The 24,820-nt window shown below is 59.6% G+C and carries 17 protein-coding genes; 10 read left to right on the top strand and 7 right to left on the bottom strand.

The window, feature by feature from the left end; translation table 11 throughout:
• Positions 1–940 precede the first annotated feature (940 nt).
• Positions 941–1,390 (bottom strand): DUF5063 domain-containing protein, encoded by a 450-nt coding sequence (locus tag ABDK11_RS17875; protein WP_346837883.1) that lies wholly within the window; start codon positions 1,388–1,390, stop codon positions 941–943.
• A 307-nt stretch (positions 1,391–1,697) separates the two neighbouring features.
• Here ABDK11_RS17875 and ABDK11_RS17870 point away from each other — a divergent pair, with 307 nt between their 5' ends.
• Positions 1,698–2,648, top strand: a complete 951-nt coding sequence (locus ABDK11_RS17870; protein WP_346837882.1) for an IS110 family transposase — start codon at positions 1,698–1,700, stop codon at positions 2,646–2,648.
• Between the two features lie 611 nt (positions 2,649–3,259).
• Here ABDK11_RS17870 and ABDK11_RS17865 read toward each other — a convergent pair.
• The 3 genes from ABDK11_RS17865 to ABDK11_RS17855 form a co-directional block, all read right to left on the bottom strand.
• A complete protein-coding gene (locus ABDK11_RS17865) occupies positions 3,260–3,517 on the bottom strand; it encodes a hypothetical protein (RefSeq protein WP_346837881.1) in 258 nt (85 codons plus the stop codon).
• Positions 3,518–3,604: 87 nt separating this feature from the next.
• Positions 3,605–4,072: a hypothetical protein gene (locus tag ABDK11_RS17860; RefSeq protein ID WP_346837880.1), complete on the bottom strand. Its 468-nt coding sequence runs from the start codon at positions 4,070–4,072 to the stop codon at positions 3,605–3,607.
• 188 nt (positions 4,073–4,260) lie between these two features.
• Positions 4,261–5,181, bottom strand: coding sequence for a LysR family transcriptional regulator (locus ABDK11_RS17855; RefSeq protein WP_346837879.1), 921 nt, complete (start codon positions 5,179–5,181; stop codon positions 4,261–4,263).
• Positions 5,182–5,329: 148 nt separating this feature from the next.
• Between ABDK11_RS17855 and ABDK11_RS17850 the strand changes: the two genes are divergently transcribed.
• The 5 genes from ABDK11_RS17850 (at position 5,330) to ABDK11_RS17830 (ending at position 11,682) form a co-directional block, all read left to right on the top strand.
• Positions 5,330–6,775: an NAD-dependent succinate-semialdehyde dehydrogenase gene (locus tag ABDK11_RS17850; protein WP_346837878.1), complete on the top strand. Its 1,446-nt coding sequence runs from the start codon at positions 5,330–5,332 to the stop codon at positions 6,773–6,775.
• Positions 6,776–6,896: 121 nt separating this feature from the next.
• Positions 6,897–8,207, top strand: coding sequence for an aminotransferase class III-fold pyridoxal phosphate-dependent enzyme (locus tag ABDK11_RS17845; protein WP_346837877.1), 1,311 nt, complete (start codon positions 6,897–6,899; stop codon positions 8,205–8,207).
• A gap of 247 nt (positions 8,208–8,454) precedes the next feature.
• Positions 8,455–9,036: an HdeD family acid-resistance protein gene (locus tag ABDK11_RS17840; protein ID WP_346837876.1), complete on the top strand. Its 582-nt coding sequence runs from the start codon at positions 8,455–8,457 to the stop codon at positions 9,034–9,036.
• 97 nt (positions 9,037–9,133) lie between these two features.
• A complete protein-coding gene (locus tag ABDK11_RS17835; RefSeq protein ID WP_346837875.1) occupies positions 9,134–10,936 on the top strand; it encodes a PLP-dependent aminotransferase family protein in 1,803 nt (600 codons plus the stop codon).
• A gap of 122 nt (positions 10,937–11,058) precedes the next feature.
• A complete protein-coding gene (locus ABDK11_RS17830; protein ID WP_346837874.1) occupies positions 11,059–11,682 on the top strand; it encodes a transposase in 624 nt (207 codons plus the stop codon).
• A 188-nt stretch (positions 11,683–11,870) separates the two neighbouring features.
• Here ABDK11_RS17830 and ABDK11_RS17825 read toward each other — a convergent pair whose 3' ends face one another.
• Positions 11,871–13,112, bottom strand: a complete 1,242-nt coding sequence (locus ABDK11_RS17825) for an MFS transporter (protein ID WP_346837873.1) — start codon at positions 13,110–13,112, stop codon at positions 11,871–11,873.
• A gap of 299 nt (positions 13,113–13,411) precedes the next feature.
• On the opposite strand from ABDK11_RS17825, the gene ABDK11_RS17820 reads away from it, so the two are divergent.
• The 3 genes from ABDK11_RS17820 to ABDK11_RS17810 all read left to right on the top strand — a co-directional run bounded on the left by ABDK11_RS17820 (position 13,412) and on the right by ABDK11_RS17810 (position 18,561).
• The gene (locus ABDK11_RS17820; protein ID WP_346837872.1) at positions 13,412–14,266 is read left to right on the top strand and encodes a carbon-nitrogen hydrolase family protein; all 855 of its coding nucleotides are present in this window, start codon (positions 13,412–13,414) and stop codon (positions 14,264–14,266) included.
• Between the two features lie 134 nt (positions 14,267–14,400).
• Positions 14,401–16,851, top strand: coding sequence for a TonB-dependent receptor (locus ABDK11_RS17815; RefSeq protein WP_346837871.1), 2,451 nt, complete (start codon positions 14,401–14,403; stop codon positions 16,849–16,851).
• A gap of 126 nt (positions 16,852–16,977) precedes the next feature.
• Positions 16,978–18,561, top strand: a complete 1,584-nt coding sequence (locus ABDK11_RS17810; protein ID WP_346837870.1) for a sulfotransferase — start codon at positions 16,978–16,980, stop codon at positions 18,559–18,561.
• Positions 18,562–19,088: 527 nt separating this feature from the next.
• Here the strand turns inward: ABDK11_RS17810 and ABDK11_RS17805 are convergent.
• Positions 19,089–21,866, bottom strand: a complete 2,778-nt coding sequence (locus ABDK11_RS17805; RefSeq protein ID WP_346837869.1) for a M1 family aminopeptidase — start codon at positions 21,864–21,866, stop codon at positions 19,089–19,091.
• A 359-nt stretch (positions 21,867–22,225) separates the two neighbouring features.
• Between ABDK11_RS17805 and ABDK11_RS17800 the strand changes: the two genes are divergently transcribed.
• Positions 22,226–23,764 carry a collagenase gene (locus ABDK11_RS17800; protein WP_346837868.1) on the top strand — a complete coding sequence of 513 codons (1,539 nt, stop codon included), beginning with the start codon at positions 22,226–22,228 and terminating at the stop codon, positions 23,762–23,764.
• 293 nt (positions 23,765–24,057) lie between these two features.
• Here ABDK11_RS17800 and ABDK11_RS17795 read toward each other — a convergent pair whose 3' ends face one another.
• Positions 24,058–24,675 (bottom strand): class I SAM-dependent methyltransferase, encoded by a 618-nt coding sequence (locus tag ABDK11_RS17795; RefSeq protein ID WP_346837867.1) that lies wholly within the window; start codon positions 24,673–24,675, stop codon positions 24,058–24,060.
• Positions 24,676–24,820: the final 145 nt, after the last annotated feature.

Raw genomic sequence — 24,820 nt, 5'->3', positions numbered from 1 at the left:
GGAATTCATATTCTTCTCTAAGATCATTCATCTGTCGCCTTAGCTAGCCGACTTCTTCACCTTCTTCCACCGAGTAGCCCACCCCATTCATGCTATTGAACTGCTTTTTCGACAGCGGCTTGTACTAGCGATGCCAGTTGTTTATCTGTCCGGGTTGTATACCAAAATCTTCGGATACTTCAGCTGCGCTTATGCAGGGGTCTTCAGGTCGACGTACAGTTTCTCGGCGGAAGTTTTCGGTGTAGTGGTTGTATTTGTTCTTACGTTTCTTGCTCATGCTCAGGTACCTCGTTAGTTGATAATGAGGTGTCTACATTAGGTGGGGAACTTGGAGCCCTAACGACCACAGCAGGGGCGGCTTACTTTTACGCAAAATTGGGAGCGTAGTGACCCGCGCAAAAGGAGCACAAGATAAAGCATTGCGCAGAGGCCCGAAGGGCCGTAGCTTTACTGCCTGTGTTTGTTCGAGCTGCACTCCATATTTGTTTCGTAGGAGGTTGGCTTATAATTACAGTGTTTTTCCATTAAATTTATGAACTCTTTCATCTTACTAAGAGATTCATTTGCGTCCTCACAACTTGGCGCAGCATGCATTTGCATAAAATATAGCTCCATTTCATTTCCGTATTTTGGCATCACGGAAAACAGGTACTTACCACTTGATGCACTAGATATGGAAAGCTGGTTACTATTTCTAGACTCAGCCGTGAGATTGATCGAGGCAATGTTCTCGTAAACACAATCCCAAGCGCCCTCATATGCCGGTTTCATCGGCATACGCAAGCCATATAGGGCGTCACACCCTGAAGTTGCAATAAATGTAATAAGTAGTAAATACTTCATAGAGATCTAACGTCGTAATAACCGGCGGCCGAAGCGTCGCGTAGGCCGTCCGGCGCGCGCCCTTCGCGCGCGAAGTTCATTACCTTGTTAGTTGCTATCATAGTTTGTCGTGGAGATAAAATTGAAGATCCCTAAGGTGACGCCCCCAGTGGCTTGTATAGCTATTTCTGAAGTGCCAAAGTGCATCATCAGCTGACGTATTCTCGAAATACCACAAAACGTCCTGAAGATCACCGGCTATGTCCACAAGATCATCGACGGAATCACCAACAAGAACTTTAGTACTTTCTATATTTTCAGAAATATCTTTTACTACATTGTAATAGCCAAGCTCAGGAAACCGCTTCTCTACGATGGCTCTAGATTCTGCATAATTTCTAGCCGGTGCATCAGGATAATCAGTTTCATCAAACTCGTAATTTACGTGATTTATAGAGTAGGCCAGCTTGTCTAAGTGAGTTGCAAGCTCACTCAGATCTGAAATAGCCGTCTTTCCTGACAAGACGTAATCTACAAACTCTTCTATTGTTCTTTGAGCTTCGGTCATTGTTTCAACTAACGCCGCAATCAAAAGCGGCTTAGCTTGTGTGCATTTTGTACGAAAATGGGAGCGCAGCGAACGTGAAAAATTCGCACTAAGTAAGACGTCGGCTGCATTGCCTTGTATGGTTTAATTCCCCCGAATTCGGTAAGTTGAAGCCCGTAACATCTCTCACCATGTTACCGGCCTCCCAGCCCGATGCTTGCCTGGTCCTTAGAGACCGTTAACAAGCGTGGCGCGGGCGGCCGACCCGATTTACTAACTCGAACAGTCGAATGGGCTTCGAGCCCGAATTTAGCAAGGAAGAGTCTCTATGGCAATTCAACGTAACAGGGTAACGGGTGTCAATGTTGGTGTGGATGTTGGCAAGTTCTCTCTGGATTTTCACATCCATGAAAGAGGCGTTCACTGGTCGTCTGACAACAGCGAGGAAGGTATTCGCTATTCGATTGGGCGCATACGCCGTTATAACGTAGAACGGGTAGTTGTCGAGGCCACGGGCCGTTATGAGCTGAACTTTGCTCAGACAGCCTTTGAGCGCGATCTGCCGATCGTAATTGCTAAACCTCTCTCTGTACGGCGCTATGCAGGTGCTATTGACCAGCTGGCAAAAACTGATCGCATAGATGCTGCTCTGATTGCAGAGTTTGGCGCGAAAGTGCAGCCTAGGATAAGTCGCAATAACGGAAAGAACTTAAGAAGAATCAAAGACTTACTGGCCCGCCGTCGCCAACTGATGAACATTAGAGTTCAAGAATTGAATCGCGATGAAGTCATGGGAGACGGAATCCTGGAGGCCTCCTACCGGCGTGTCCTGAAGATTCTCGACAAGGAGATTGAGTGGGTTGATGGGCAGCTCTCAAAGGCCATCGAAAAAGAATCATCCTGGTCTGAGAAGAAGAGATTACTCAAAAGTGTACCAGGTGTTGGCGACGTTCTAGCGCACACTCTCCTTGGAGACCTACCTGAACTCGGAACGTTGAACAACAAGCAGATTGCTTCGCTAGCTGGCGTCGCGCCATTTAACCGAGACAGCGGGAAGCTCAAGGGAAAGCGACGGATTCAAGGTGGCAGGAGATCTGTACGTGTCGTGCTGTATATGGCTACCGTCAGCGCTACGCTGTGCAACCCGGCAATCAAAGCTCAATACCAACAATTGGTAGCAAAAGGAAAGCACAAAAAGGTAGCTTTAGTTGCCTGCATGCGTAAGTTGCTCACGGTCTTAAACGCGATGGTTCGCGACCAAAAGGAATGGGTCGCCTAGTTTTTTGATAGGGATTGAAGCCACAGTCGCTTGTTAGGGCGGTTCATACCTTGGACTTCGCAAACAGTAATATACATGATGCAAAGCATGTTATTAGAAATAGAAATGGGTAAACAACTGCGCCAAACATTAGCGGCGCCCCAATTAAGCTCAGCATGCTAGTTTGCTCCCCAACTTTACCGAAAATCAAATAAATTGGAGCAAGGACCAGACCAGTTAACAACAATGAAAGACCAGGAATCAAAAGAGAATTATAAAAAACCCAAATATACGAAATCCACCGACTAGAACTAAATATGAATGGACCAAGAAAGAACCCACATAAACCCGCGAATATTGTAGCCAATATGCACCACTGTGGTTCGAAGCGAGCCACCATCAATCCAGAAAAAATCGCAGCTGAGGAATAAGTCACGGCACTTATAATTTTTATCCGTGTTTTTTCTTCCATATGGTTATGAATCACTGTTTAGCCCTAACGCCGCGAGCAGCGGCAGCTTGCTTTGTGCGCTTTATGCGCGAAAATGGGAGCGAAGCGACCTGCGCATAAAGTGCACAAAGTAAGCTGTCCGGTGGAGGCCCGCAGGGCCGGAACGAAATGCCTCGCCTTGTTATAGGTTTTGCACCTCACTCTTAATTTCCTCACAGTTTGACTCATAGCCCGCCAATGGAAGACTTTCCAATTTTCCAGAAAGCTCTGCGAGACTTTCCAGGCTTTCTTGCTTTTTAACTTGCTCGGAAATTTTTCCAATGACTTCTGAGTAACATAAGTTGGTAGTGAATGAAGCTGAGAATGCACCCAGCCAAAAGACAACCACAAGGCCAAACAGGACAGAAATTGTCAGAATTGCGCCTAGAGTTATCTTCATTATCTGACTGACCTATAACGCCCGTAGCACGGGTAAATTTGGAGCGCAGTGGAAAATTTATCCCTGTGCCTACGATTGTTAGCATTTTTAGTTTGAATCAGATTTTAAGCCCAGGGTTCCTAGCTTGACTTTTGCAGCCTCTTCTAGGTAATCATCTAAATCACCGTCAACCGTTATATCTTGAATTCTCCAGGCGTCTTTTGGATTGTATGATTCAATTTTGAGTAAAACTGGTTGGCGCTCATACTGGAGAAGGTAGTATCTAATAGATATTACTCCCTCAACTTTCGATTCATAATAAAGAGAAATGCCCCTAAGTTTTCCGAATTGACTAAGCTTTGCAGAAAATTGACTATTTGTGCTTTCCAAATCTGATTCCGAAATGTATTTCCTAAGAGGCGAATCTTTGGGGAAAACTAAGCTCATTAAATTATGTATTTCGCCCCTCTCAAGAGCAGAAATTATTGGTTTCGCAAGATTGTCTAAATCTTGTTCATCATTACACCAACCGGAATTCGGCAAGAAAATTAATAGCAGAACAATCAGAATTCTCATACTTCCTCTCTAAATGCTAACAGTTTATTCTTAGGAATGGCCATATCTGAACACAGGCCTATATCTGACCATGTATACCCATATCTAGCCATAAACTACCAGATATAGCCATGCAGGGATGACATCCCCGCCACTTAGCAAATAGTGTTGTTACCAGTGCCCGTGCCATATCCAGACTCGGTCTATCGTCAGTTCTCAATCTCCAACGATTCCAGAAACAATCGCACCGCGGCATGTTCGGCTGCGCTGCGCTTGAAGGTCGCTGCATTCTGGATCCGGTAGTGGAATCTTTCGGGGCTCAGGGCGATCAGTTCGCCGCTCTGCACATGGCGCTCGGCGAGGTACTCGGGCAGGAAGCCGACGAACTGGCCGGACAGCAGCATGGCCAGACGCGCGGCCATATGGTTGGCGGTGCTCTTGCGCGGGAACAGGCGGTAGAGGTGGGCGGCGCCGGAGAGCACGGCGTGGCTGGGGGCGGCCAGTTCCTGCTGGGTCAGTAACTCCTCACTCACCTCGGTTGCCCCGGCCAGGGGATGCCGGCGGCCGCAGTAGAGGCGCGACTGGTGGTGGAACAGCGGCCGGTAGTCGAGGCCCGGGCGGCGCGAGTGCAGCGGGTTGATGCCCACATCGGCGCGGCCGGCGAGTATCTCCAGCTCCAGTTCCTGTGGCGCCGCCAGTTGCAGGTCGAGCTGCAGTTGCGGTGCCTGTTGCTTGATGCGGGCGATGGTGGCCGGCAGGTCCAGCTGCGGGATGTCCAGCACGTCGTCCGGCAGTACCACGCGCAAGCTGCCGGTGAGCTGTGACTGGATGGCGTTGACCTGGCTCTTGAACGCATCCAGGTGCCCGTCGAGTTCGTTGATGGCCTCGAACAGTGCCTCTCCCTCGCGGGTCAGCTTGAAATCCGCGCGGCCGCGGGAGCGCAGGCACAGGGGCATGCCGAGGCGCGCCTCGAGATCCGACAGGTGGGTGCTGATGGTGGAGCGACTGATATTCAGCGCGACTTCCGCCGGCGCCAGGCCGCCGGCGCGCACCACTTCGCGGAACACGCGCAGCAGGCGCAGGTCCATATCGCTGAGGCGGCCGCTGAGGGCGGTTTTGGGCTTACTCATGTCGGCTTCCCGGCAGGTCTGGGCTGCCTCTCGCTAAAGTTTGATAAAAGTAAATTTTAGTTCGAGAAATACTACTATGCGCAGCCGCCGGGCGCAGCCAGAATCGCGCTAACACCGGTTAAGCCCAATAATTGCAAGGAGGTCGGCTATGCAACTGGCAAACCCAAACCTATTGAAGCTTCAGAACTATGTCGGCGGTGAGTGGCGTGACGGTGCGTCCACTATCGACGTTTGCGACCCCGCCAGCGGCGAGCTGCTGGCCCGGGTGGCGGATGGCAGCGCGGCCGATGCCGAGGCGGCAGTGGCCGCCGCCAGCGCGGCCTTCCCGGCCTGGAAGGAGAAGACCGCCGGCGAGCGCGCCGCGGTGCTGAAGCGCTGGTACCAGCTGATCCTGGACAACGCCGATGACCTGGCGCGCATTCTCACCCTCGAGCAGGGCAAGCCGCTGGCGGAGGCGAAAGGCGAGATCCTCTATGGCGCCTCTTTTATCGAGTGGTTTGCCGAGGAGTGTCGCCGCGCCTACGGCCAGACCATCCCCACGCACAATCCGGCCATGCGCCTGTCCACCATCCGCCAGCCGGTGGGCGTGGTCACCTGTATCACGCCGTGGAATTTCCCCAACGCGATGATTACGCGCAAGGCGGGCCCGGCGCTGGCTGCCGGTTGCACCGTGGTGATCAAGCCGGCGGTGGAAACGCCGCTGTCGGCGCTGGCGCTGTGTCAGCTGGCGGAGGAAGCGGGCCTGCCTGCCGGCACCATCAATATGGTGGTGGGATCCGACGCCCCGGCCATCGGCAAGGTCTTGACCGAAGACGCGCGGGTGGCCAAGTTCACCTTTACCGGTTCCACCGCGGTGGGCAAACTGCTGATGGCCCAATGCGCCAGCGGCGTCAAGAAGATGTCGATGGAGCTGGGCGGCAATGCGCCGTTTATCGTCTTTGATGACGCCGACCTGGATACCGCCGTCAGTGCCTGTGTGGCCACCAAGATGCGCAATGCCGGCCAGACCTGCGTGTCCACCAACCGCATCTATGTGCACGAGGCGGTACACGACGCTTTCGTCGACAAGCTGCGCGCCGCGGTCGCGGAACTGAAAACCGGTCACGGCTGCGATGACGGCGTCAGCATGGGCCCGCTGATTCATCGCCGCGCGGCCGAGCGCGTCAACGGCCTGGTGCAGGACGCGATTGCCGCCGGTGCCACCGCAGTACTGGGCGGCGACTTCCTGCCGCACGGCGAAAACTACTTTGCGCCTACACTGTTGACCGGTGTTACCGATGATATGCGCATCGCGCAGGAAGAGATTTTCGGGCCGCTGGCCCCGATACAGAAATTCACCGACGAGGACGACGTAATCCGCCGCGCCAACAATACGCCCTACGGCCTCGCCGCCTACGTCATGAGCGAAAACATTCGCCGTGCCAACCGCGTGGTAGAGGCGCTGGATTACGGCATGGTGGCCTGCAATGCAGGCGTCTTCTCGACCGCCGTAGCGCCGTTTGGCGGCTGCAAGGAATCCGGCATCGGCCGCGAGGGCGGTGTCGAGGGCATGGCCGAGTTTTACGAAACCAAATACTGCTGCTTCGGCGCCTGATCCGCGTTAAGCGTTGCAGCAACCGCAAAGTCAAAAGCTGTTTCTGTAGGGGCGGACCTGGTGTCCGCCCGAAGACCCGGAAAATTCTCATTGATTACCCGGAAAATCACGGAGCGAAAAAATGTCCGAATTGAAAACTGATGCTTTCTGGATGCCCTTTACCCCCAACCGCTCGTTCAAGGCCGCGCCGCGGATTGTCGAGAGTGCCGAGGGGATCTATTTAACCGAGAAGAGCGGTCGCCAGATTATCGATGCCACCGCCGGCCTGTGGTGTTCCAACGCCGGTCACTGCCGCTCGGAAATTGCCGATGCCATTCACCAGCAGGCGAAGAAACTCGACTACAGCTCGATCTTCAACTTCGGCCACGAGCTGAGTTTTGAGTATTCCGAGCGCCTGGTAAAACACACCCCCGACGGTCTCAACCACGTGTTCTTCGGCAACTCCGGTTCCGAGGCGGTGGAGAGTGCACTGAAAATTGCCCTGCAATACCAGCGCGCCCGCGGCAAGGGCACCCGCACCATGTTTATCGGCCGCGACAAGGGCTACCACGGGGTCAACTTCGGCGGTATCTCGGTCGGCGGTATCGCGCCCAATTACCAGGCATTTGGCCAGCGGGTGAAATCCAGCCACCTGCGCCATACGCTGGATATCGAGCGCAATGCCTTCAGCAAGGGCCTGCCGGAGCACGGCGTGGAACTGGCGGAAGACCTGGAGCGCCTGGTGCACTTCCACGGCGCCGACCAGATTGCCGCGGTTATCGTCGAGCCGTTCGCCGGTGCCGGCGGTGTCATTCTGCCGCCGAAAGGCTACCTGCAGCGTCTGCGCGAAATCTGCGACCAGCACGACCTGCTGCTGATTTTCGACGAAGTGATCAGCGGCTGGGGCCGCACCGGTTCCGCGTTCGCCTCCATCGAGTGGGGCGTCACGCCGGACATGATCACCTCCGCCAAGGGCATCACCAACGCCACGGTGCCGCTGGGTGCGGTGTTCGTCAAAGACGAAATCTACAAGACCGTTATGGATGCGGCGCCGGAGGGCGGTGTCGAGTTCTACCACGGTTACACCTACTCCGCGCACCCAGTGGCCTGTGCCGCGGGTATGGCGACGCTGGACATCTACGAGCGCGAGGGCCTGCTGACCCGTGCCAGTGGCGATATCGGCGCATATTGGGAAAAGGCGCTGCACAGCCTCGCCGATCTCGACCAGGTTATCGATGTGCGCAACTACGGCCTCGTCGGCGCGATCGAACTGCGCGCACCGGCAGACCTGAAGGGCCGCTTCGGTGGCAAGGTGTCCGGAATGGCCTGGGAAGCGGGCGTGATGGCGCGCGGTATCGGCGATGCGCTGTGCATGTCTCCGCCGCTGATTATCGAAAGCCACGAGATCGACACTATCGTGGAAAAACTGCGCGGTGTGATCAGCGGGCTCTGACGCCCGGCTGCGCCCGGTCGCTCGGCGGCCGGCGCAAAAATACTGGACTTTCGGCGCCAGCGTCTACACTTACAGTAAGCGGCCCGTGGTTGTGATCCCAGTCTCTGCAGAGTCGACTGTCGATCGCGTCCACGGGCCGTACTTTTTTGTCCGCCGCCCCACGGTGGAATAATTTTCCAGAAAAAACTGGTTGTACGCGTCCGTTGACCCTTAAATAACGTTTGCATGGTCCAAGGGGAATCGCAGTATGACTAGCAATACTTCTCACTATGCCATCGGCCCGATACTGCGGGTGCTATCCGAGAACTGGTGGCTGCTGCTGTTGCGCGGCATCTGTGCGGTGATCTTCGGCATCCTGGCGTTTGTGTGGCCGGGGCTGTCGCTGCTGACACTGGTAATCCTGTTTGGTGTTTACGCCTTGCTGGACGGCTTTTTCACGCTGATTGCCGCCGTGCTTGGCCGGCATCAGGCCACGCCGCTGTGGTGGCTGATCATCGCCGGACTGATCAGCGTGGCCGCCGGTATTGTCACCTTCGCCTACCCCCAGGTTACCGCACTGGTACTGGTTATCTTTATCGGCAGCTGGGCACTGGTGCGCGGCGCATTTGAAATCATCGGCGCGGTGCGCCTGCGCGGCGAAATCCAGCGCGAGTGGTTGCTGATCGCCGCCGGTATGCTGTCGGTGCTGTTCGGTGCCGCCATCCTGATCAACCCCGGCGCCGGCGCGCTGGCGCTGGTATGGCTGATCGGTGGCTACGCCATCCTGTTTGGCCTGTCGATGATCTGGCTGGCCCTGCGTCTGCGCAAGGAGCTGAAGGCGGAGGGCTGACAGTGCCGCGTGCTTGATTTACGCGCGGCGATAAGGGCATTATTTCCGCACACCATGATAAAGGCCTGGTTTCGCACCGCCGCCAATAAAAAGAACGATGACGGAATCTCTGATCGTGCTGGACACCCGGGCGGATAAAAGCCTGCAGAGCCAGATACGCGAAAAAATCATCCAGGGGATACTGTCCGGCAGTATCCCCGCCGGCCACAAGATGCCCTCTTCGCGGCGCATGGCGGAGCAGTTGTCGGTCGCCCGCAATACCGTGGTGCTCGCCTACCAGCAGCTGGTAGACGATGGTTTCCTTACCACGCGTGAACGCAGCGGCTTCTACGTCACCGAGACCGCGCGCGAACAGGGTATTATCAGCCACGCCGAGGCCATGGCTACCGGCGCCGGCAGTGACGTGGACCGCGCCTTCTGGCGCGAACACTGTAACCCGGTCTCGATCAGCCGCCGCGCGCTGCAGTCGCGCCCCGCCAACTGGCTGCAATACCCGTTTCCACTTGTCAGCAACGAGTACGATCCGCACTTGTACCCGGGCGCCGAGTGGCGCGAGTGCACGCGGGATATCTACAGCGGCCGCGAAGTCGCGCAGTGGGCGACGCTCGGCGCCAACGAAGACGATCGCCAGCTGGTGGAGCAGATCTGCACGCGGCTGCTGCCGCGTCGCGGCATTTATGTGGAGACGGGGCAGGTGCTGCTGGCGAGCGGCCTGCAGCAGGCCTGCTACCTGCTCGGTGAGCTGCTGCTCGGCGGCGGCCGCAGTCTCGGTATGGCGCTGCCGGGCTGCAGCGAAACCGAGGAGATCTTCCGCCGCACCGGCGCCAGCGTGCAGGCGGTCGCCCAGGATGGCGATGGCCCGCGGGCAGAACAGTTTGTCGGCAGCGACTGCTGGTTTGTGCAGCCAAACGCCCACAACCCCACCGCGGTGACCACCAGCCTGCAGCGCCGCCGGGAATTGCTGCAAGGCGCCGCCGCCGACCGCGCGGTGATTATCGAAAACGACTGCGAACATGAATTCTGTTACCACGGCAGCCCACTGCCGCCGCTGAAAAGTCTCAACGGCGGCGAGTCAGTGATCTATCTTTACCAGTTTCCGCGAGTCATCGACCCGGGCATGCAGTTGGCGTTCGTGGTTGCCCCCAAGCCGGTAATCCAGCGCCTGCGCGCGCTGCGCTACACATTGCGCGAGCGGGTGCCGGCCATCAACCAGCGGCTGCTGGCCAAGTTTATCGGCTCCGGCCACCTCGACGCCGCCAGCTTCCGCATCACCCGCCAGCTGCGCAAGCGCTGGGTCGCACTGGGCGAGGCGCTGATGCACCACCTGCCCAAGCTGCAGGCGCGTCGCGCCAGTTGTGGCACCGCCTGTTGGCTGGAACTGCCCGAACACATCCGTGCCGAGCAGATCCGCAAGCAGGCGGAGCAGCAGGGTCTGCTGCTGGAGCGGGTGCGTGACTGCAATGCGCTGCGGATCGGTTTCGCCGCCATCGACGCCGAACGTATCGAAGCCGGCGTGCGCATACTCGCGCAACTGATCAACGGCGAGGTGTCCCAGGGCGAGGAAACGCTGCCGACGGCCCGCGGCCGCCGTCTGTATGCCGCCGACCTGCGCAACGAATTCCCCGGCGCCGTGCTGCTCGGTACCAATGCACTGGGCGAGTCCTACCGCGTACAACTGATGGCCGACGGCACCATGCTCGGCTACTCGCGCAACGACGTGGATGTGGATGAAACCGATACCGGCCGCTGGTGGCTCGACGGCGACATGTGGGTACGCCAGTGGCGCAACTGGTCCTATGGCCGCAAGGCCAGTTTCCACGTGGTCATCGACGAGCACCGCATCAAGTGGTTCGGCGAAACCGGGCAGTTAATCGATACCGGGTTGCTGGCGCGGGAGTAGTGGGCTGCGGCGGTAGCGACCCGGGCGAACACAAGGTTCGCCCCTACAGAAATGGCTTTCTATATTCTATTTGAAACGTAGTGCCATACGTGCCCTGTAGCGAGTACGGTTAAAGAGACTTCGTGAGTAGATCTGTAGGGGCGAACCTTGTGTTCGCCCACCCCAACCATCAGCCACAAATAACCCAAACCGGAGGAAAAATGGACTTTCCCCCACCGGCCAAACAGCGCAAATCCATTCGCCTGAAAAACTACGACTACTCCAATACCGGAGCCTATTTCATCACCATCTGTATCCAGCATAAACACTGCCTGCTCGGTGAGGTTCGCGATGGCGCAATGCAATTGAACACTGCGGGGCGTATGGTCGCCGACCATTGGCTGAAAATTCCAAGTCGGTTTCCGCAAGTAATACTCGATGAATTCGTCATAATGCCGAACCATATCCATGGCGTTATTGCCCTACCCGACAAAGAAGATACGGTGCCTGGGAGTTCAGATGTCGCCAATTACGCCCCACTGGGAAGAATTCTGCAGGCGTTCAAATCCATCACCACCCGTGAATATACGGCCGGTGTCAAAGCGCGGAGCTGGCCGTCGTTTCCGGGCAAGCTGTGGCAGCGCAATTACTGGGATCGGGTGATTCGCAGTGAAACGGAATTGTCATTGATCCGGGAATATATCCGCAATAATCCGCTGCAGTGGGCGTTGGATAAGCTCTATGTTGCTGTGGAACCGGAATTATAGTTTTGTGCCGGCCCCGATTCGGGCGAACACAAGGTTCACCCCTACAGATCCATTTGCGGAGTCCTTTTAAACATAGGCGCTACAGGGCACGTATGGCACTATGTTTTGAATAGATCAAAAAATCTGCTTCCGTAGGGGCGAACCTTGTGTTCGTCCAACCCACCCCGCCGCCAACCACCGTACCAGAATTACCCTCGCACTCGATCCAGCCGCGCCGCCGCCGGCAGCGCCCCCAAACACAACACCAGCATGCCGCAGGTTATCCACACCAGCTGCGTGTAACTGCCGCCGGCGGAAATAAAATGCCCGGCCAGCAGCGGCCCGCAGGCGAGGCCCATCTTGGAGGCGAAGCCGCCGAAGGCACCCATCTGCCCGGCACTGTCAAAACGCGAGGCGATGGTCAGCAGGTAGGGCACACAGAAAGCCCAGGTCATGCCGGTGGCGATATTGGCGATAATAAATACCGGCCGGCTGCCGCTGAACGCGAACATCGCCAGCCCCGCCAGCGTGATCAGCAGGGCGATGCCCAGTGGCATGGCCAGCGCATAGCGCTGGCCGGTATAGGCGGCCAGGGCGGCGCCGCCAATGGCGATCAGGTTGGCCCAGAACAGCGTGTGACTGATAAACGCCAGCGGCAAGCCGAAGGATTTGCCCAGATCAAAAATAAACGCAAACAGGGCCATATTGGCGAACTGGAAACAGAACAGTGCCGCCAGCGTAATCAGTATCGGTGCCATGGCGACCTTCTGTGCGGGTGCGGTCTGCGCGCTGTCGTCACCGGGCCGTTGCGCCGGCAGCGGGTAATCGCTCAGGAAGGGCAGCATGCACAGGGTGATGGCGCTGAAGGTGATCAGCGCGTAGAAGGGCACATAGGTGCCGTATTGCTCCACCAGCCCGGGCAGGAGTCCCAGCCCCAGGGCGCCGCCGGTGTACTGCACCAGCAACACCATGCTGTAAGCGCGCCCGGCGACCCCGCTGCGCGCGATCGCGGCGAAGCCCAGCCCCACCAGCGCGCCGCCGAGCAGGCCGTGTCCCAGCCGCAGCGGCACCAGCAAGTGCAGGTTGGCCAGATAGATGGTCAGCGTGTCCATGCCGATGGAACACAGCAGCAGTGCCAGTGCCACCGGCTTCCAGCGGGGGATTCTTTTCACCAGCAGGGAGATGGTAAAGGCGCCGATGACCGCGCCGATGGTGTTGGCAAAAGTCACCTCGCCCGCCTGGGCGGCGCTGAGGCCGGCACCGGCCATCAGTGAATCGACGATCACCGGAAAGATATTCACATAGTAGAGGCCTGCGGAAGACAGGAATGCGAGCAGAATACTCGCCACCCACCCCTGCGGGGCAGCCTTGCCGAGCCCGCGCAATGTTTTCTGCGCGAGCGCATCGTGCTCCAGTGGCGGACTTACCAGACTTTCTGCGTTTTCACTCATGGTCTCTCCTGCGGGCCCGGCCCTTATTGTTATCTGGCGATTGCATGGTCGAGTCCTGGCTCCAGTCTACTGCCCGCACAATCGGCGTCTACCTGGCGCAACGCTAACCGATTGGTTGGGTGAAAATAGGGCCAGATGGCCATCGGCTGTGGATCCACAATACGACAATCTGCCGGCTGCGGCCCTGTGGACTCATGAACCGGGGCCATCTGGACCTATTGGGGGGCAATCGATTGGGCCAAGATATCGCCAGAACAAACACTGCCCGGGCAGTATCGACAAGGGAAAGAAGTCTGGCGATGAAGAACAACCAACTTTTCGGCATAGCCGCGCTGCAGTTGCAGCTGGCCGAGGCAGACAACCTGGAGCTGCTGCTGGAGCGCATCCAGAAAACCAAGTTGCGCTACCCCTGGGTGAAGATGATCGTGCTGAGCGAGCTGGCCCTGCGCGGGGTCGGCACCCAGCATGCACGCGAACTGCCGTCGCCGGAGGAGCAGGCCTTCTGTCGCAGCGCGCGGGAACTGGGTATCTGGCTGGTGCCGGGTTCCATGTATGAAAAGCGGGGCAGTGCGGTTTTCAATACCACCCCGGTGATCAACCCGCAGGGGGAGATTGTGGGCCGCTACCGCAAGCTCTATCCGTTCCTGCCCTACGAAAAGGGCGTGACCGGCGGCGATGAGTTCCTGGTGTTCGATGTGCCCGGGGTGGGGCGCTTCGGGGTGTCCATCTGTTATGACATCTGGTTCCCGGAGACCACCCGCGCGCTCACCTGGCTGGGCGCGGAGGTGATCATCCACCCGACCAAGACCGACACCATCGACCGCAGGGAGGAACTGGCGATCGTGCGTGCCAGTGCGGTCACCAACCAGTGCTATATCGTCGATGTGAACGCCGCCGGCCCCCAGGGGGGTGTGGGTCGCTCGATGATCGCCGGCCCGGAGGGCGAGGTGATTCACGAGGCGTCGGCGGACGAAGAGGTGATCCCGTTCGAGATCGATCTGGCCCGGGTCGCGCAGGTGCGTGAGCGGGGTATGAAAGGGCTCGGGCAGCCGCTGAAAAGTTTTCGCGATGCCCGGGTGCACTACCCGCAGTACGGGCCGGATGCAGTGTCCGCAGCCTACGAGCGGCTGGGGCCGCTCAAGGTGCCGGACTGAACGCGGGAAAGCCCGGCCGGTGGTCCGGCGCCAACCGGCGCCGGGCACTGTCACTGGTCGCGAAGCATAAATACACTCGTTACAACCTCACGGCGCGGTGTGGCCGGACAATAAAGCAAGAGGCTTAGGGAACCATGAAAGAGCAAAGCAGACAGGGGTTTAGCCGTAAAACGCTGGCCGCGGCAGTGGCTGCGGTCTCCGCGGGTACGCTGTTCTCCGCACCGCAGATTTCTCTGGCGCAGACGGCGGAGCTGGAAGAAGTGATCGTCACCGCCACGCGCCGCGCGCAGAGTGTGCAGGATATTCCCTACAACATCTCGGCCGTGGCCGGCGACGATCTGGAAGCCGCGCAGGTCACCGACGCGGCGGAAATGATGCGCAGCATTCCCGGCCTCACCGTGGTGGATCGCGGCTACCGCAATTCCGGCACCGTCAACGGCGTCATTATCCGTGGTATGAACGTGGACAGTGGCGCGAATGGCGATGTACCGCTGTCCGCGGTGCCAACGGTTGCCACTTACGTGGACGACACGCCCCTGTACGGCAATTTTATTCTCAAGGATATCGAGCGGGTGGAAGTGCTGCGCGGACCGCAGGGTACGCTCTACGGCTCCGGCTCGCTCGCCGGCACCGTGCGTTACATCATGCACAAGCCCAAGCTCGGCGAGTTCCAGGCGAAGGTCGGCAGCAGCTTCGGCCAGACCGAGGGTTCGCAGGGGTACAACCTGAATGCCGATGCACTGGTGAATCTGCCGCTGGGTGACAAGGCCGCGTTCCGCGCGAACATCGGCAAGATCGATAACGACGGTATCGTCGATTACGCCAATGTCTACAAACTGGATGCCAGTGGCGCGCCGCTGGCCCAGGGTGGCGATAGCGTCAGTGGTGGCCCGCTGTTCAAACGCGTGCAGGATGCGGATACCGTGGATATTACCTACGCCCGCGCATCCATTCTGTTCGAACCCACCGATCGCGCCAGCGTGCAGCTGTCGTATCAAAAGCAGAAGGACGATATCGGTGGTCGTCGCCAGGTCACCCGCGGCAGCAACTGGGTCGATGGCGTCGAAGCGCCCTACGACGATTATGAAAACGGCGCAGTGACCCTGGAGCCCTCCGAGCGCAGCGTGGATATGACATCGCTCGAAGTCGAGGTGGATATGGGCTTCGCCACCCTGACGTCGAGCACCGCCCGCTACAACCACAGCGGCAGTGCGATCAGTGACAACTCCGGTTTCTACGCCCAGAACGGCTGGTTCTCGATGTACTACAGCGGCACCCCGCGGCCGCTCGCGGTGGCGGAGCGCTTTTATGAAGAAAAGGCCACCACGCAGGAGTTCCGCCTGGTTTCCAACAGTGACAACGCGTTTGTCGACTGGGTTGCCGGGCTCTACTACATGGACCAGGACAGCAACGCCGGCCAGAACAGCATGATGCCCGGCTGGTCCGAGTGGATGGCGATGATCCCCGCCGATTACAGCGCGGGAATTTCCAAGGCCGAGGAATGGCGCAGCTGGGGTGCCGATGTGCAGGACCAGGATTTCTATTTCCGCCGCAACCAGGGTTTCACCGATATGGCATTTTACGGTGAGACCACGCTGAACTTCACCGACGCCTGGCGTATGACGCTGGGGATGCGCTACTTCGATAACGAACTGGTCAATGACAGCGTGATTCAGTTACCGATTTGGCCGGCGCCTGCAGACGAAACCATGGCGAGCTTCAAAACCAAAGACAGCGACACGCTGCTGAAAGCCAACCTGTCGTGGGATGTCACCGATACCGCCATGCTGTACGCAACGGTGTCGGAGGGGTATCGCCGCGGCGGTGCCAACGCCGTGCCACTCAGTGGGAATTTCGCCGAAAACCCGGCCTTCCTGCAGTACGGTTCCGACAGCGTGCTGAACTATGAGCTGGGGGTAAAAGGGGCCACCGAGCAGCTGCGCTATACCGTTTCGCTGTTCCGTATGGACTGGCAAGATCCGCAGCTGAACACCGCCACCACCAACTGGGGCTTCTTTGCCGCGATCAACGGCGAGTCGGCGCGTACCCAGGGCCTGGAGCTGGAGCTGGAGGGCAACCTGAGCGACTCCGTGCACTACGGGCTGGGTTACTCCTATGTCGACGGCGAGCTAACCGCGGACTTTATGCGCCCGGGCGGCAACTGGCAGGGCGACGGGGTGAATTTCGACTATCTGGTAGCGGAAAAGGGCGAGCGGTTGCCGAGCACTGCCGAGCACACGCTATCGGCGTCGATGGATCACACGGCGGAGCTGGGTAACGGCCTGATGCTGGTGTCGCGCCTCGGCGCCTATTACCAGTCGGAATCCATGAACACCGTCGGTGGCGGCGCCACCGCCGCCGATATCGACGCCTTCAGCTTGTGGAATGCCAGTACCACGCTGTCCGCGGACAAGTGGAGCGCCACGCTGTTCGTCAAGAACCTGCTCAATGAAGATGGCGTGACCGGGGTTCTGCCGGAGGCGTATATGGGTACGGCGCCCGCCGAGAACTTCTACGGCAATGCCTCCAAGGACTATATCAGCCTGCCGCGCACTATCGGCCTGTCGGGCAGCTACAACTTTTAATCGGGAAATCGGTCGTCGTTGCCGGCCTCCGGGCCGGCCTTTTTGCCCGAGATCCAAGGGATTTTTGTCGCCACCGGCCATGGTAAGCTTGGATGGACCGGTTGCGATTCAGGAAGTGTTGAGGGTATGCCAGAACAGCTTTATCGATCCGCTCTCACTCTGTACCGCCAGCACAAATACCGCGATGCTGCGGCGCTCGCCGGGCGGGCGGTAGCCGTCGATCCAAAGCTGGTCAACGGCTGGCGCCTGCGTGCCGACTGCTGCAGTGCCGAGGGTAACCTGCAGGCGGCCGTGGCCTATTTGTGGCTGGCCCGGGACGCGGCCGAGCCGGGATCCCGGCGCTGGATCAGCGCCAGTCTGCATCTGGCCGAAACACTGCTGCGCACCGGCCAGCAGGGCGATGTCGTCACCGTGCTCGCGCAGCTGCCATATGCCGCGCTCGATCACGTAGAGCCGCTGGCCCGGGCCGCCTATCTCTATTCGTGCTGCGAGGCGCACCGCGAAGCGCTGCAATGGTATGAGCGCGCACTACAGCTGGCGCCGCAGAACCGCGAGCTGCAGTTCAACTGTGCGGCGGCCAACCGCGCGATGGGCAACCTCGCGCGGGCTGAGGCGCTGTACGACCGCCTGATCGCGGCGAATCCGCGGGATTTCGAGGCCTACAAGAACCGCTCCGACCTGCGCCGCCAGGCGCCGGACAACAATCATATCGATGAACTGAATCAGCGCCTGCAGCAGCCGGAGCTGCCCGCCGCGGGCGCCAGCCAGCTGCAGTTTGCGCTGGCCAAGGAGTACGAGGATCTGGGCGAGTGCGACAGGAGCTTTGCCGCATTGCAGCAGGCCTGCCAGTTGCGCCGCCGTTCGATCCGCTACGATGCCGCACAGGATCTCCGGCGTCTGCGCACGATTGCGGATACATTCGATGCGCACTTTTTCCGTCGCGACCATGCGGCGGAACCATCGGCGGGTGCGGGAATAATCTTTATTCTCGGCATGCCGCGCACCGGCACCACGCTGGCGCAACGCCTGCTGTGCTGCGGTGACGATGTCTATTCCGCCGGCGAGCCGGATACCTTTGCGCGCTTGCTGATGGAACTGGCACCGCCGGGCGAAGAGGAAGAAGCGCTGGTGGCGCGTGCGCGGCGGTTGAACCTGGCCCAACTGGGGCGCCGTTACGAAGCGGAACTGCGCAGCCGTTTCAGCACCCGGCGCGCGCCGGTGATCATCGACAAGAACCCGATGAACTTTCTCTACGCGGGCCTGATCCGCCGCGCGCTGCCCGCGGCAAAAATCGTGCACCTGCGCCGCCACCCCGTGGATACCGGCTACGCGGTCCTGAAAACGCCGTTTCGCGATGCCTACCCCTTCTCCTACGATCAGCGTGAACTGGCCTACTATTACCTCGGCTACCGCGCGCTGATGGAACACTGGCAGCGGGTGATACCCGGGCAGATATATGACCTGCACTATGAAAGGCTGGTTGCCGATGTCGCCGCTGAGAGCCGCGCGCTGTTCCGATTCTGTGGCCTGCCGTGGAGCGCGCAGGTGCTGGAATTCCACCGCCAGGACAAGCAGGGCACCGCTACTGCCAGTGCCAGTCAGGTGCGCCAGCCGGTGTACAGCGCGTCGGTAGGCAAGTGGAAGCACTTCCGCGCGTGGTTGCAGCCGATGATCGAAGTGCTGCGCGAGGGGGGCGTGGAGATCGATTAGTGCTGGTCGGCGAAGCCTCGAGCCGGCGGCCAGCAGGGCGGACACAAGGTCCGCCCCTACAGATCGACCGCAAAGACCTTTTCCACTGAATCACTACAGGCCGCTCAAAGCTCTGAACGGTCTTGCAGCCGAATGGCAATTCCAGATTGGGCGAACCCTGTGTCCGCCCCCGCAGATCGATCTAAAACCGCATCTACGAAATCGCCAAAGACCGCGCAAGGCACTGCGCTGATTCGGAGCCGTATGGCTATTTCCGTAGGGGCGAACCTTGTGTTCGCCCGTTGCGGTCGCTGTTGGCACAGCTGGGGATAACCGATCGCGGCGCGCAGACACAATATCCGCCCCGCAGATCGATCTAAAACCGTATCTACAAAAACGCCAAAGACCGCGCAAGGCACTGAGCTGATTCGGAGTCGTATGGCTATTCCGTAGGGGCGAACCTTGTGTTCGCCCGTTGCGGTCGCTGTTGGCACAGCTGGGGAAAACCGATCGCGGCGGGCGGCCGCGATCGGTTATCGGGGTGGGATTTACTGCGGCAGGAAGCCGATCAGCGCAACACCCTTGTCGCGCAGGGCCATGCACAGATGAATCTGCTCTTCGGTCTGCGCCAGGCTGCGCTGGTAGCCGGGGGCCTGGTCGCCGTACTGCCTGAACAGCTTCTGCACGTCGTCGAGCTTGTCCTGGCTGCAGAAGCTGCGGGCAAAGGCCGGGGTGGCCCGGCGCCACTGTGCCGGGATCTTGGCCAGCACGGCGGGGAAGTTCTGCTGCAGCCACTGCCAGTTCTGCGCGCGCAGTGCCGGTTCGTCGATGGACTCGCGGATCAGGCCGAAGGCCTCGCGGGAACCGACATCGTCGCTGAGCGCGAGCTTGTGGATGGTATCGAGCTGCGCGGCGCTGCGGCTGGCGCCGATGGCGTTGGCACTGGCGCTGTCGAAGCGCGGATCGTCGAGCTCTTCGCGCACTTTGATCAGGTGCTGCAGGAAGTCGTCGCCGGCGTCCTGCACCGCCACGGTCAGCGCCGCGTCGAACAGATCGGAATCCAGTGCGTTTTCATCGCGCTTGCCCTGGTAGCCGGTGAACGCGATAGCCTTGTCGGCCAGCTGTTTGCGCACGTCCGGATCGCCGGCCACCAGTGCCATAAAGCCGAGCAGCTGGCTGTGTAGCAGCATGTCTTCGCTGTCGCTGCTGCCGGCGGTCTTTTGCAATACCGGCTGGTAGAGATCGCGCGCAAACTTGAGGAATCTGGCCTCCTGTTTGGCATCCACGTAGTTGTGGCGGTATTTGCTCAGGTAGCGCAGCGGCGCCTGGATGACCTGGCGCTTGTCGGCGTGGGCAGACTTATCCACAACCTGCAGCAGCAGGGCTGCGGGCAGCTTGCCTGCCTCGAAGCCGGCAAACGCGCTGTCGATGATGGACAGCTGCTCGGTGGGGTCGAAGGTGGCAAAGCGCTCCACCAGTGACTGCCACAGTGGTTCCGGCAGGGTCCAGCGGTAGTAGCCGCTGCCCTTGGCGTTGGGCATGATCCACTGTGGGCACTCGCCGCCGTTCACGGCGATCTTCTGCACGCGGTCGGTGAGTATCTGGCACTGCTGCACACCGCTGTCGGAGCTGAAGCAGAAGGGGATGCTCCACTTCTGGTCACCGTCCGGAATCGGCGAGCCGAGCGGCTTGTAACGGCTCTGGGTGACCTGCACCTCGGCCTTGCCTTTATTCGTGCAGTCGACGGCCACGTCCAGCTGCGGCACGCCCTTCTGCTCGACGAAACTGCGGAAGGTCTCGGTCAGTTCCGGCGTATTGGTCTGCTCGCCAATCACCTTGTAGAAGGCGGGCGAGTCGGCCACGCCGTCGGCAAAGGTCTCGATATAGCGGCCCACTGCGGGGCGGAACACCTTCGGGCCGAAATACTGGTCGACCATGTGGATCACACCCAGGCTCTTGGAGTAGGTGATCGCGTCGTAGGCGTTGCGGATATTGTTGTTGTCGGTGACCGGCTCGCGGATCGCGCGGGTGCTGGCCAGGGAGTCCAGGCGCATCGCGCTGATCGCACCCACCGCGGCGTTGAGGTCGTGACCGCCGTTGGGTTCAAAGGTGGTCAGTGCCAGCGGTGTGCCCCAGGTGGCAAAACCCTCTTTCAGCCACAGGTCGTCCCACCAGGGCGGGGTCACCAGGTCGCCGAACCACATGTGCGACATCTCGTGAGAGTGCACGTCCAGCAGCCGCAGGCGCGCGCCGGGGGCCGGCTTGTCGCCCACCAGGATGGCCTGCTCGCGGTAAGTGATGGCGGCGGCCAGTTCGGTGGCGCCACTCGGCCACTGGGGGGCGGCGACGATATCCAGTTTCTTGAACGGATAGGGGCGCTGCAGCTGCTGCTCGAAGATCTGCACCAGGCGCGGGGTGATGTCGAGGATATAGCTCAGGTCCTTGCCGCGACCCTTGCGCGCGAAGCCGCGCAGCGGGATCGGCTCGGAGCGGTACTTATTCGCCGGGATGGCCGGGCGCTCGACCACGTCGAACGGCCCTACCGACAGTGACAGCAGGTAGGTGGACAGCGGCCGTGTGGTGGCAAAGGTGACTTTTTCCATATCGTCGCCGACCGCTTCGCGTTTCAGCTCCGGCGCATTGCCGATGGCCACGTCGCCCTTGGGAATGGTCAGGCTGATATCGAAGGTGGCCTTCATGCCCGGCTCGTCGAAGCTCGGCAGATACTTGCGCGCCTGGATGGATTCGGACTTGGCCAGCACGTAGGCGTTGCCCTTCTCCTCGACCTTGAACAGGCCCGCCAGGTTACGGTCGTAGGCGGCGCTGTAGTCCATCTTCAGGGTGAAGGGACCGGCGGGCAGGGCCTGGTCGAACAGCACCCGGGCCACGCCGCTATCCAGTACCTCTTTGTACTTGGCCGGGACCACCTTGCCGTCCGGCAGCACCGCGCTGATGGACTTCATGTTCAGGTTCTTGCCGTGAATCCAGATGCGATCGGACGGTTTGTCCATCTGGATATCGATCTCCACCTTGCCGGTGAAGTCATCTTTACGCGGGTCCAGCACCAGGTCGACGCGGTAGGCTTTGGGGCGCGTGTCCTGGGGCAGGCGGCCGGCCGGGGCCTTGGTGGCGGCGATCATCTGCGGCGCCGCACCGGCGGCCTGGCCGGTCGCGGCCTGTTGCGCAGCGGGCTTCTGTTCTGTTGCCGCCGGTTTCTGGTCCGCGGCACTGCCGGCGGTTTTGTCGGCCGCTTGTTCGGAGGGCCCACAGGCGGCCAGGGCGAATAGCGGAGCTGCCAGTAGGCAGCGCAGGATTATCTTTCTCATAAGCGCTCGTCGTTAGGCATACAAATCCCGGTCATTGTAACGGTTTGGGCGGAAGATACCGAAAGCCGTGCGATTGACGGGTACGCTGGTGCTGCCGCCGCCAGCTCGTCGGCAAAAAATAGGACCGCTATCCGCGCTGTGCCGGTTGTGGCGTCCAAATGGAGATGCGGATTGCGTAAAAGCTGTCGAGCGCAGACTCGGGATTCATGACCTGGATTGCTTTTCAGGTCTCAAAAAGTCCGACGGATTCCCGTGGTTGGTCTAAAATTGTTCTTTTTTTGATCAATAAAAACAGGTAGTGTGTCGGCTTACATGTTCCGCCACGGAGGGCCAGAAGAAACGACTCGGTGGTCAGAACTATGTTTCCTCGCGCACTCGCTTTTGTAGTCATTTTTTCCAGTATTCTGCTGTCTGCGTGTAGTGCGCAGCAAAACCTGGGCGAGGAAACCTGGTATCAGGTCGACAGTAAAAACTTCCGGATTATCACCAATGGCGACCCGGAAGCGGTCAAGACCCTGTCCCGGGATCTGGAGCGCTACCGCGCCGTAGCCCTGCACCTGCTGGGCACCGGCAAGAGCAGCCACAAGCTCACCATCTACGCTGCCGCCGACCGCCAGAGCTATGCCGGCCTGGTGGGCGACGAGTTGGCGGAAATGACCAACGGCCTGTTCGATACCACCGCCGAGGGCAGCTATGCGCTGGTGAACCTGGATGGCCGCGGCGGTAAGCGCGAGCTGAAAGCGCGCGAGTTCCTGTTTCACGAGTACACGCACTTCCTCAGCTACAACGGCAACACCACGCACTATCCCTATTGGTACAGTGAAGGCTTTGCCGAGTTTATGTCGACCATGACGTTTTCGCCGGATGGTCGCTACCAGCTGGGTGCGATTCCCGCCGAGCGCGCCATGACCCTGCTCTACACCAGCCCCATGCCGCTGAAGCAGTTGCTGCGCGCCACCACCACCAACACCAGTGACGACGACAAGGCCCGCGTCTATGCCAGTGGCTGGATGCTGACCGACTGGCTGATCATGCAGAGTGGCAAGGTGGACCAGTTCAAAAAGTACGTGAAGGCCTACAACAACGGCGCCGACCCGGTGGATGCGCTGGAGCGCACCTTCGGCGTCAAGCTGGCCGATGTGCAAAAGCAGTACGAGGCCATGTTCCAGAACGGCCAGTTCAATCTGGTGAGTGGCAGCGTGCCGAAGGATTTCCACGGCGTCGATCCCACGGTGCAGCAGTTGTCCAAACGCCACGCCATTGCCCAGGTGGCGCGCTTCCTGGTGCAGTCCGGCTACAACCTGGATTCGCTGCATGCGCTGGTGCAATACGCCCGTGCCCAGGGCGTCGACAGCCCGGAGCTCACCGCGGCGCAGGCCGAGGCGGAAACCCGTGTCGGCAACTACCAGCACGCGGAGCAACTGCTGGCGACGATCCCGCCGCGGGAGCGCAACAAGTTCTGGTACCAGACCGTGGATGCGTGGCTGGGCCTCACCCAGCAGATCAATACCGCCAAGCCGCAGCGCGACCGCGCGGCACTGAAAGAGGCGCGGGATAAATTCGTGTACCTGGTCAACAACGATACCGACCTGGCCTCCAACTGGTACGGCCTGGCCATGAGCATGCAGATGCTCGGCTACCCGCGTGCCAAATACATGGATATGCTGGAGCAGGCCTACCTGCGCGCACCGCGCCAGGTACATATCGCCCAGTGGCTGGCGATGGAACTCTACGCACAGAAAGACGCGGAATATTTCACCCGCGTGGCCAAGCCGCTGCTGCTGGAGCTGTCGAGCCAGGATGACTACGACCAGATGAAGGCGATGCTGAAAGAGATGCAGCCGAAAGCCAGTGGCAAAGTGCGCGAGACGACGCGGCTGGCGCAGAAAGACGGCTAATCGCCTCGATGCGAGAGAGAACATGAGAGAACAAAAGCCCCGGTCGTGAGGTCGGGGCTTTTTTTATTTCAGCACCTTTTAATTCGGCTCTTGGCGGTTGCCGCGGGGCCTGGCCGGGATCGCACTCCGCACCGGGCGAACACAAGGTTCGCCCCTGCGGAAACGGTTTTGATATTTTATCGGTAGCGCAGTGCCTGCGTGCCCTGTAGGGAAAATGCTTACAGTGACTCCGAGAGCAGATCTGTAGGGGCGAACCTTGTGTTCGCCCTGCCCGCAGATAGCACCGCCGCGCGCTAGCGAATACGCGCACTGCCCCAGTAATTAAATCCGGCAAACTTCATCGCCAGAATATAGCCGGTGTCCAGCGTGCCAATGTCGAAACCGCTCTGGGCAATGTAGCGGTCGATGGGCCGGTCCAGGTTGCAGCCGCCGAACAACCGGCTCCAATAGGGATTCAGGCGGCGTTGCCAGCGCTCGACACCGGGATCCGGCGCCAGGCCGTGCTCACTGAAGATCAGCTCGCCGCCCGGCTTCAGCACCCGGCGCATCTCCGCCAGTGCCCGCTGCCAGTCGGGAATGGTGCAGAGGGTGTAGGTCAGCAGCACCGTGTCGACGCTGTCGTCTTCCAGCGGAATTTCCTCACTGGGCAGATCGAGCCAGCGCACTTCGATGGGCGAGCGCGCCAGATTGTCCTGTGCGCGCCGGCGCATACCCGCCGAGGGTTCCAGCCCCCACACGAACTCCACTCTGCCCCGATCGTAATAGGGCAGGTTCAGCCCGGAACCGAAACCGATTTCCAGCACCCGCCCGTGCGCCTGCGGCACCACCTGCTGGCGTTGCTGGCGAAACGGTTTGAGGCCGCAGGCGCAGTTGATCAGGTGTGGCAGGCAGTGATTTTCGTAGAAGCTCATGGGCATTGTCCCTGCTCGGGGGTGGTTCGTAACTGGCCGGCGCGTCTATCGTGCGCGAATTCGTCATGGATCTGGTGTGGCTGCCGGGAGTGAATCCGTGGTGCTCCCGAGGCATTGGTAGCACATCGGCGTGATCGCAACCAAG

Origin of the sequence: Microbulbifer sp. SAOS-129_SWC, from assembly GCF_039696035.1 — a bacterium.
GTDB lineage: Bacteria > Pseudomonadota > Gammaproteobacteria > Pseudomonadales > Cellvibrionaceae > Microbulbifer.
This window is presented reverse-complemented; position numbering and strand designations above follow the sequence as displayed.

Coding starts and splice junctions, on each gene's coding strand:
- ABDK11_RS17795 (WP_346837867.1), bottom strand. CDS start 24,675: ATGAGCTTCTACGAAAATCACTGCCTGCCACACCTGATCAACTGCGCC.
- ABDK11_RS17860 (WP_346837880.1), bottom strand. CDS start 4,072: ATGAGAATTCTGATTGTTCTGCTATTAATTTTCTTGCCGAATTCCGGT.
- ABDK11_RS17840 (WP_346837876.1), top strand. CDS start 8,455: ATGACTAGCAATACTTCTCACTATGCCATCGGCCCGATACTGCGGGTG.
- ABDK11_RS17815 (WP_346837871.1), top strand. CDS start 14,401: ATGAAAGAGCAAAGCAGACAGGGGTTTAGCCGTAAAACGCTGGCCGCG.
- ABDK11_RS17825 (WP_346837873.1), bottom strand. CDS start 13,112: ATGAGTGAAAACGCAGAAAGTCTGGTAAGTCCGCCACTGGAGCACGAT.
- ABDK11_RS17810 (WP_346837870.1), top strand. CDS start 16,978: ATGCCAGAACAGCTTTATCGATCCGCTCTCACTCTGTACCGCCAGCAC.
- ABDK11_RS17800 (WP_346837868.1), top strand. CDS start 22,226: ATGTTTCCTCGCGCACTCGCTTTTGTAGTCATTTTTTCCAGTATTCTG.
- ABDK11_RS17835 (WP_346837875.1), top strand. CDS start 9,134: ATGACGGAATCTCTGATCGTGCTGGACACCCGGGCGGATAAAAGCCTG.
- ABDK11_RS17865 (WP_346837881.1), bottom strand. CDS start 3,517: ATGAAGATAACTCTAGGCGCAATTCTGACAATTTCTGTCCTGTTTGGC.
- ABDK11_RS17850 (WP_346837878.1), top strand. CDS start 5,330: ATGCAACTGGCAAACCCAAACCTATTGAAGCTTCAGAACTATGTCGGC.
- ABDK11_RS17845 (WP_346837877.1), top strand. CDS start 6,897: ATGTCCGAATTGAAAACTGATGCTTTCTGGATGCCCTTTACCCCCAAC.
- ABDK11_RS17875 (WP_346837883.1), bottom strand. CDS start 1,390: ATGACCGAAGCTCAAAGAACAATAGAAGAGTTTGTAGATTACGTCTTG.
- ABDK11_RS17805 (WP_346837869.1), bottom strand. CDS start 21,866: ATGAGAAAGATAATCCTGCGCTGCCTACTGGCAGCTCCGCTATTCGCC.
- ABDK11_RS17870 (WP_346837882.1), top strand. CDS start 1,698: ATGGCAATTCAACGTAACAGGGTAACGGGTGTCAATGTTGGTGTGGAT.
- ABDK11_RS17820 (WP_346837872.1), top strand. CDS start 13,412: ATGAAGAACAACCAACTTTTCGGCATAGCCGCGCTGCAGTTGCAGCTG.
- ABDK11_RS17855 (WP_346837879.1), bottom strand. CDS start 5,181: ATGAGTAAGCCCAAAACCGCCCTCAGCGGCCGCCTCAGCGATATGGAC.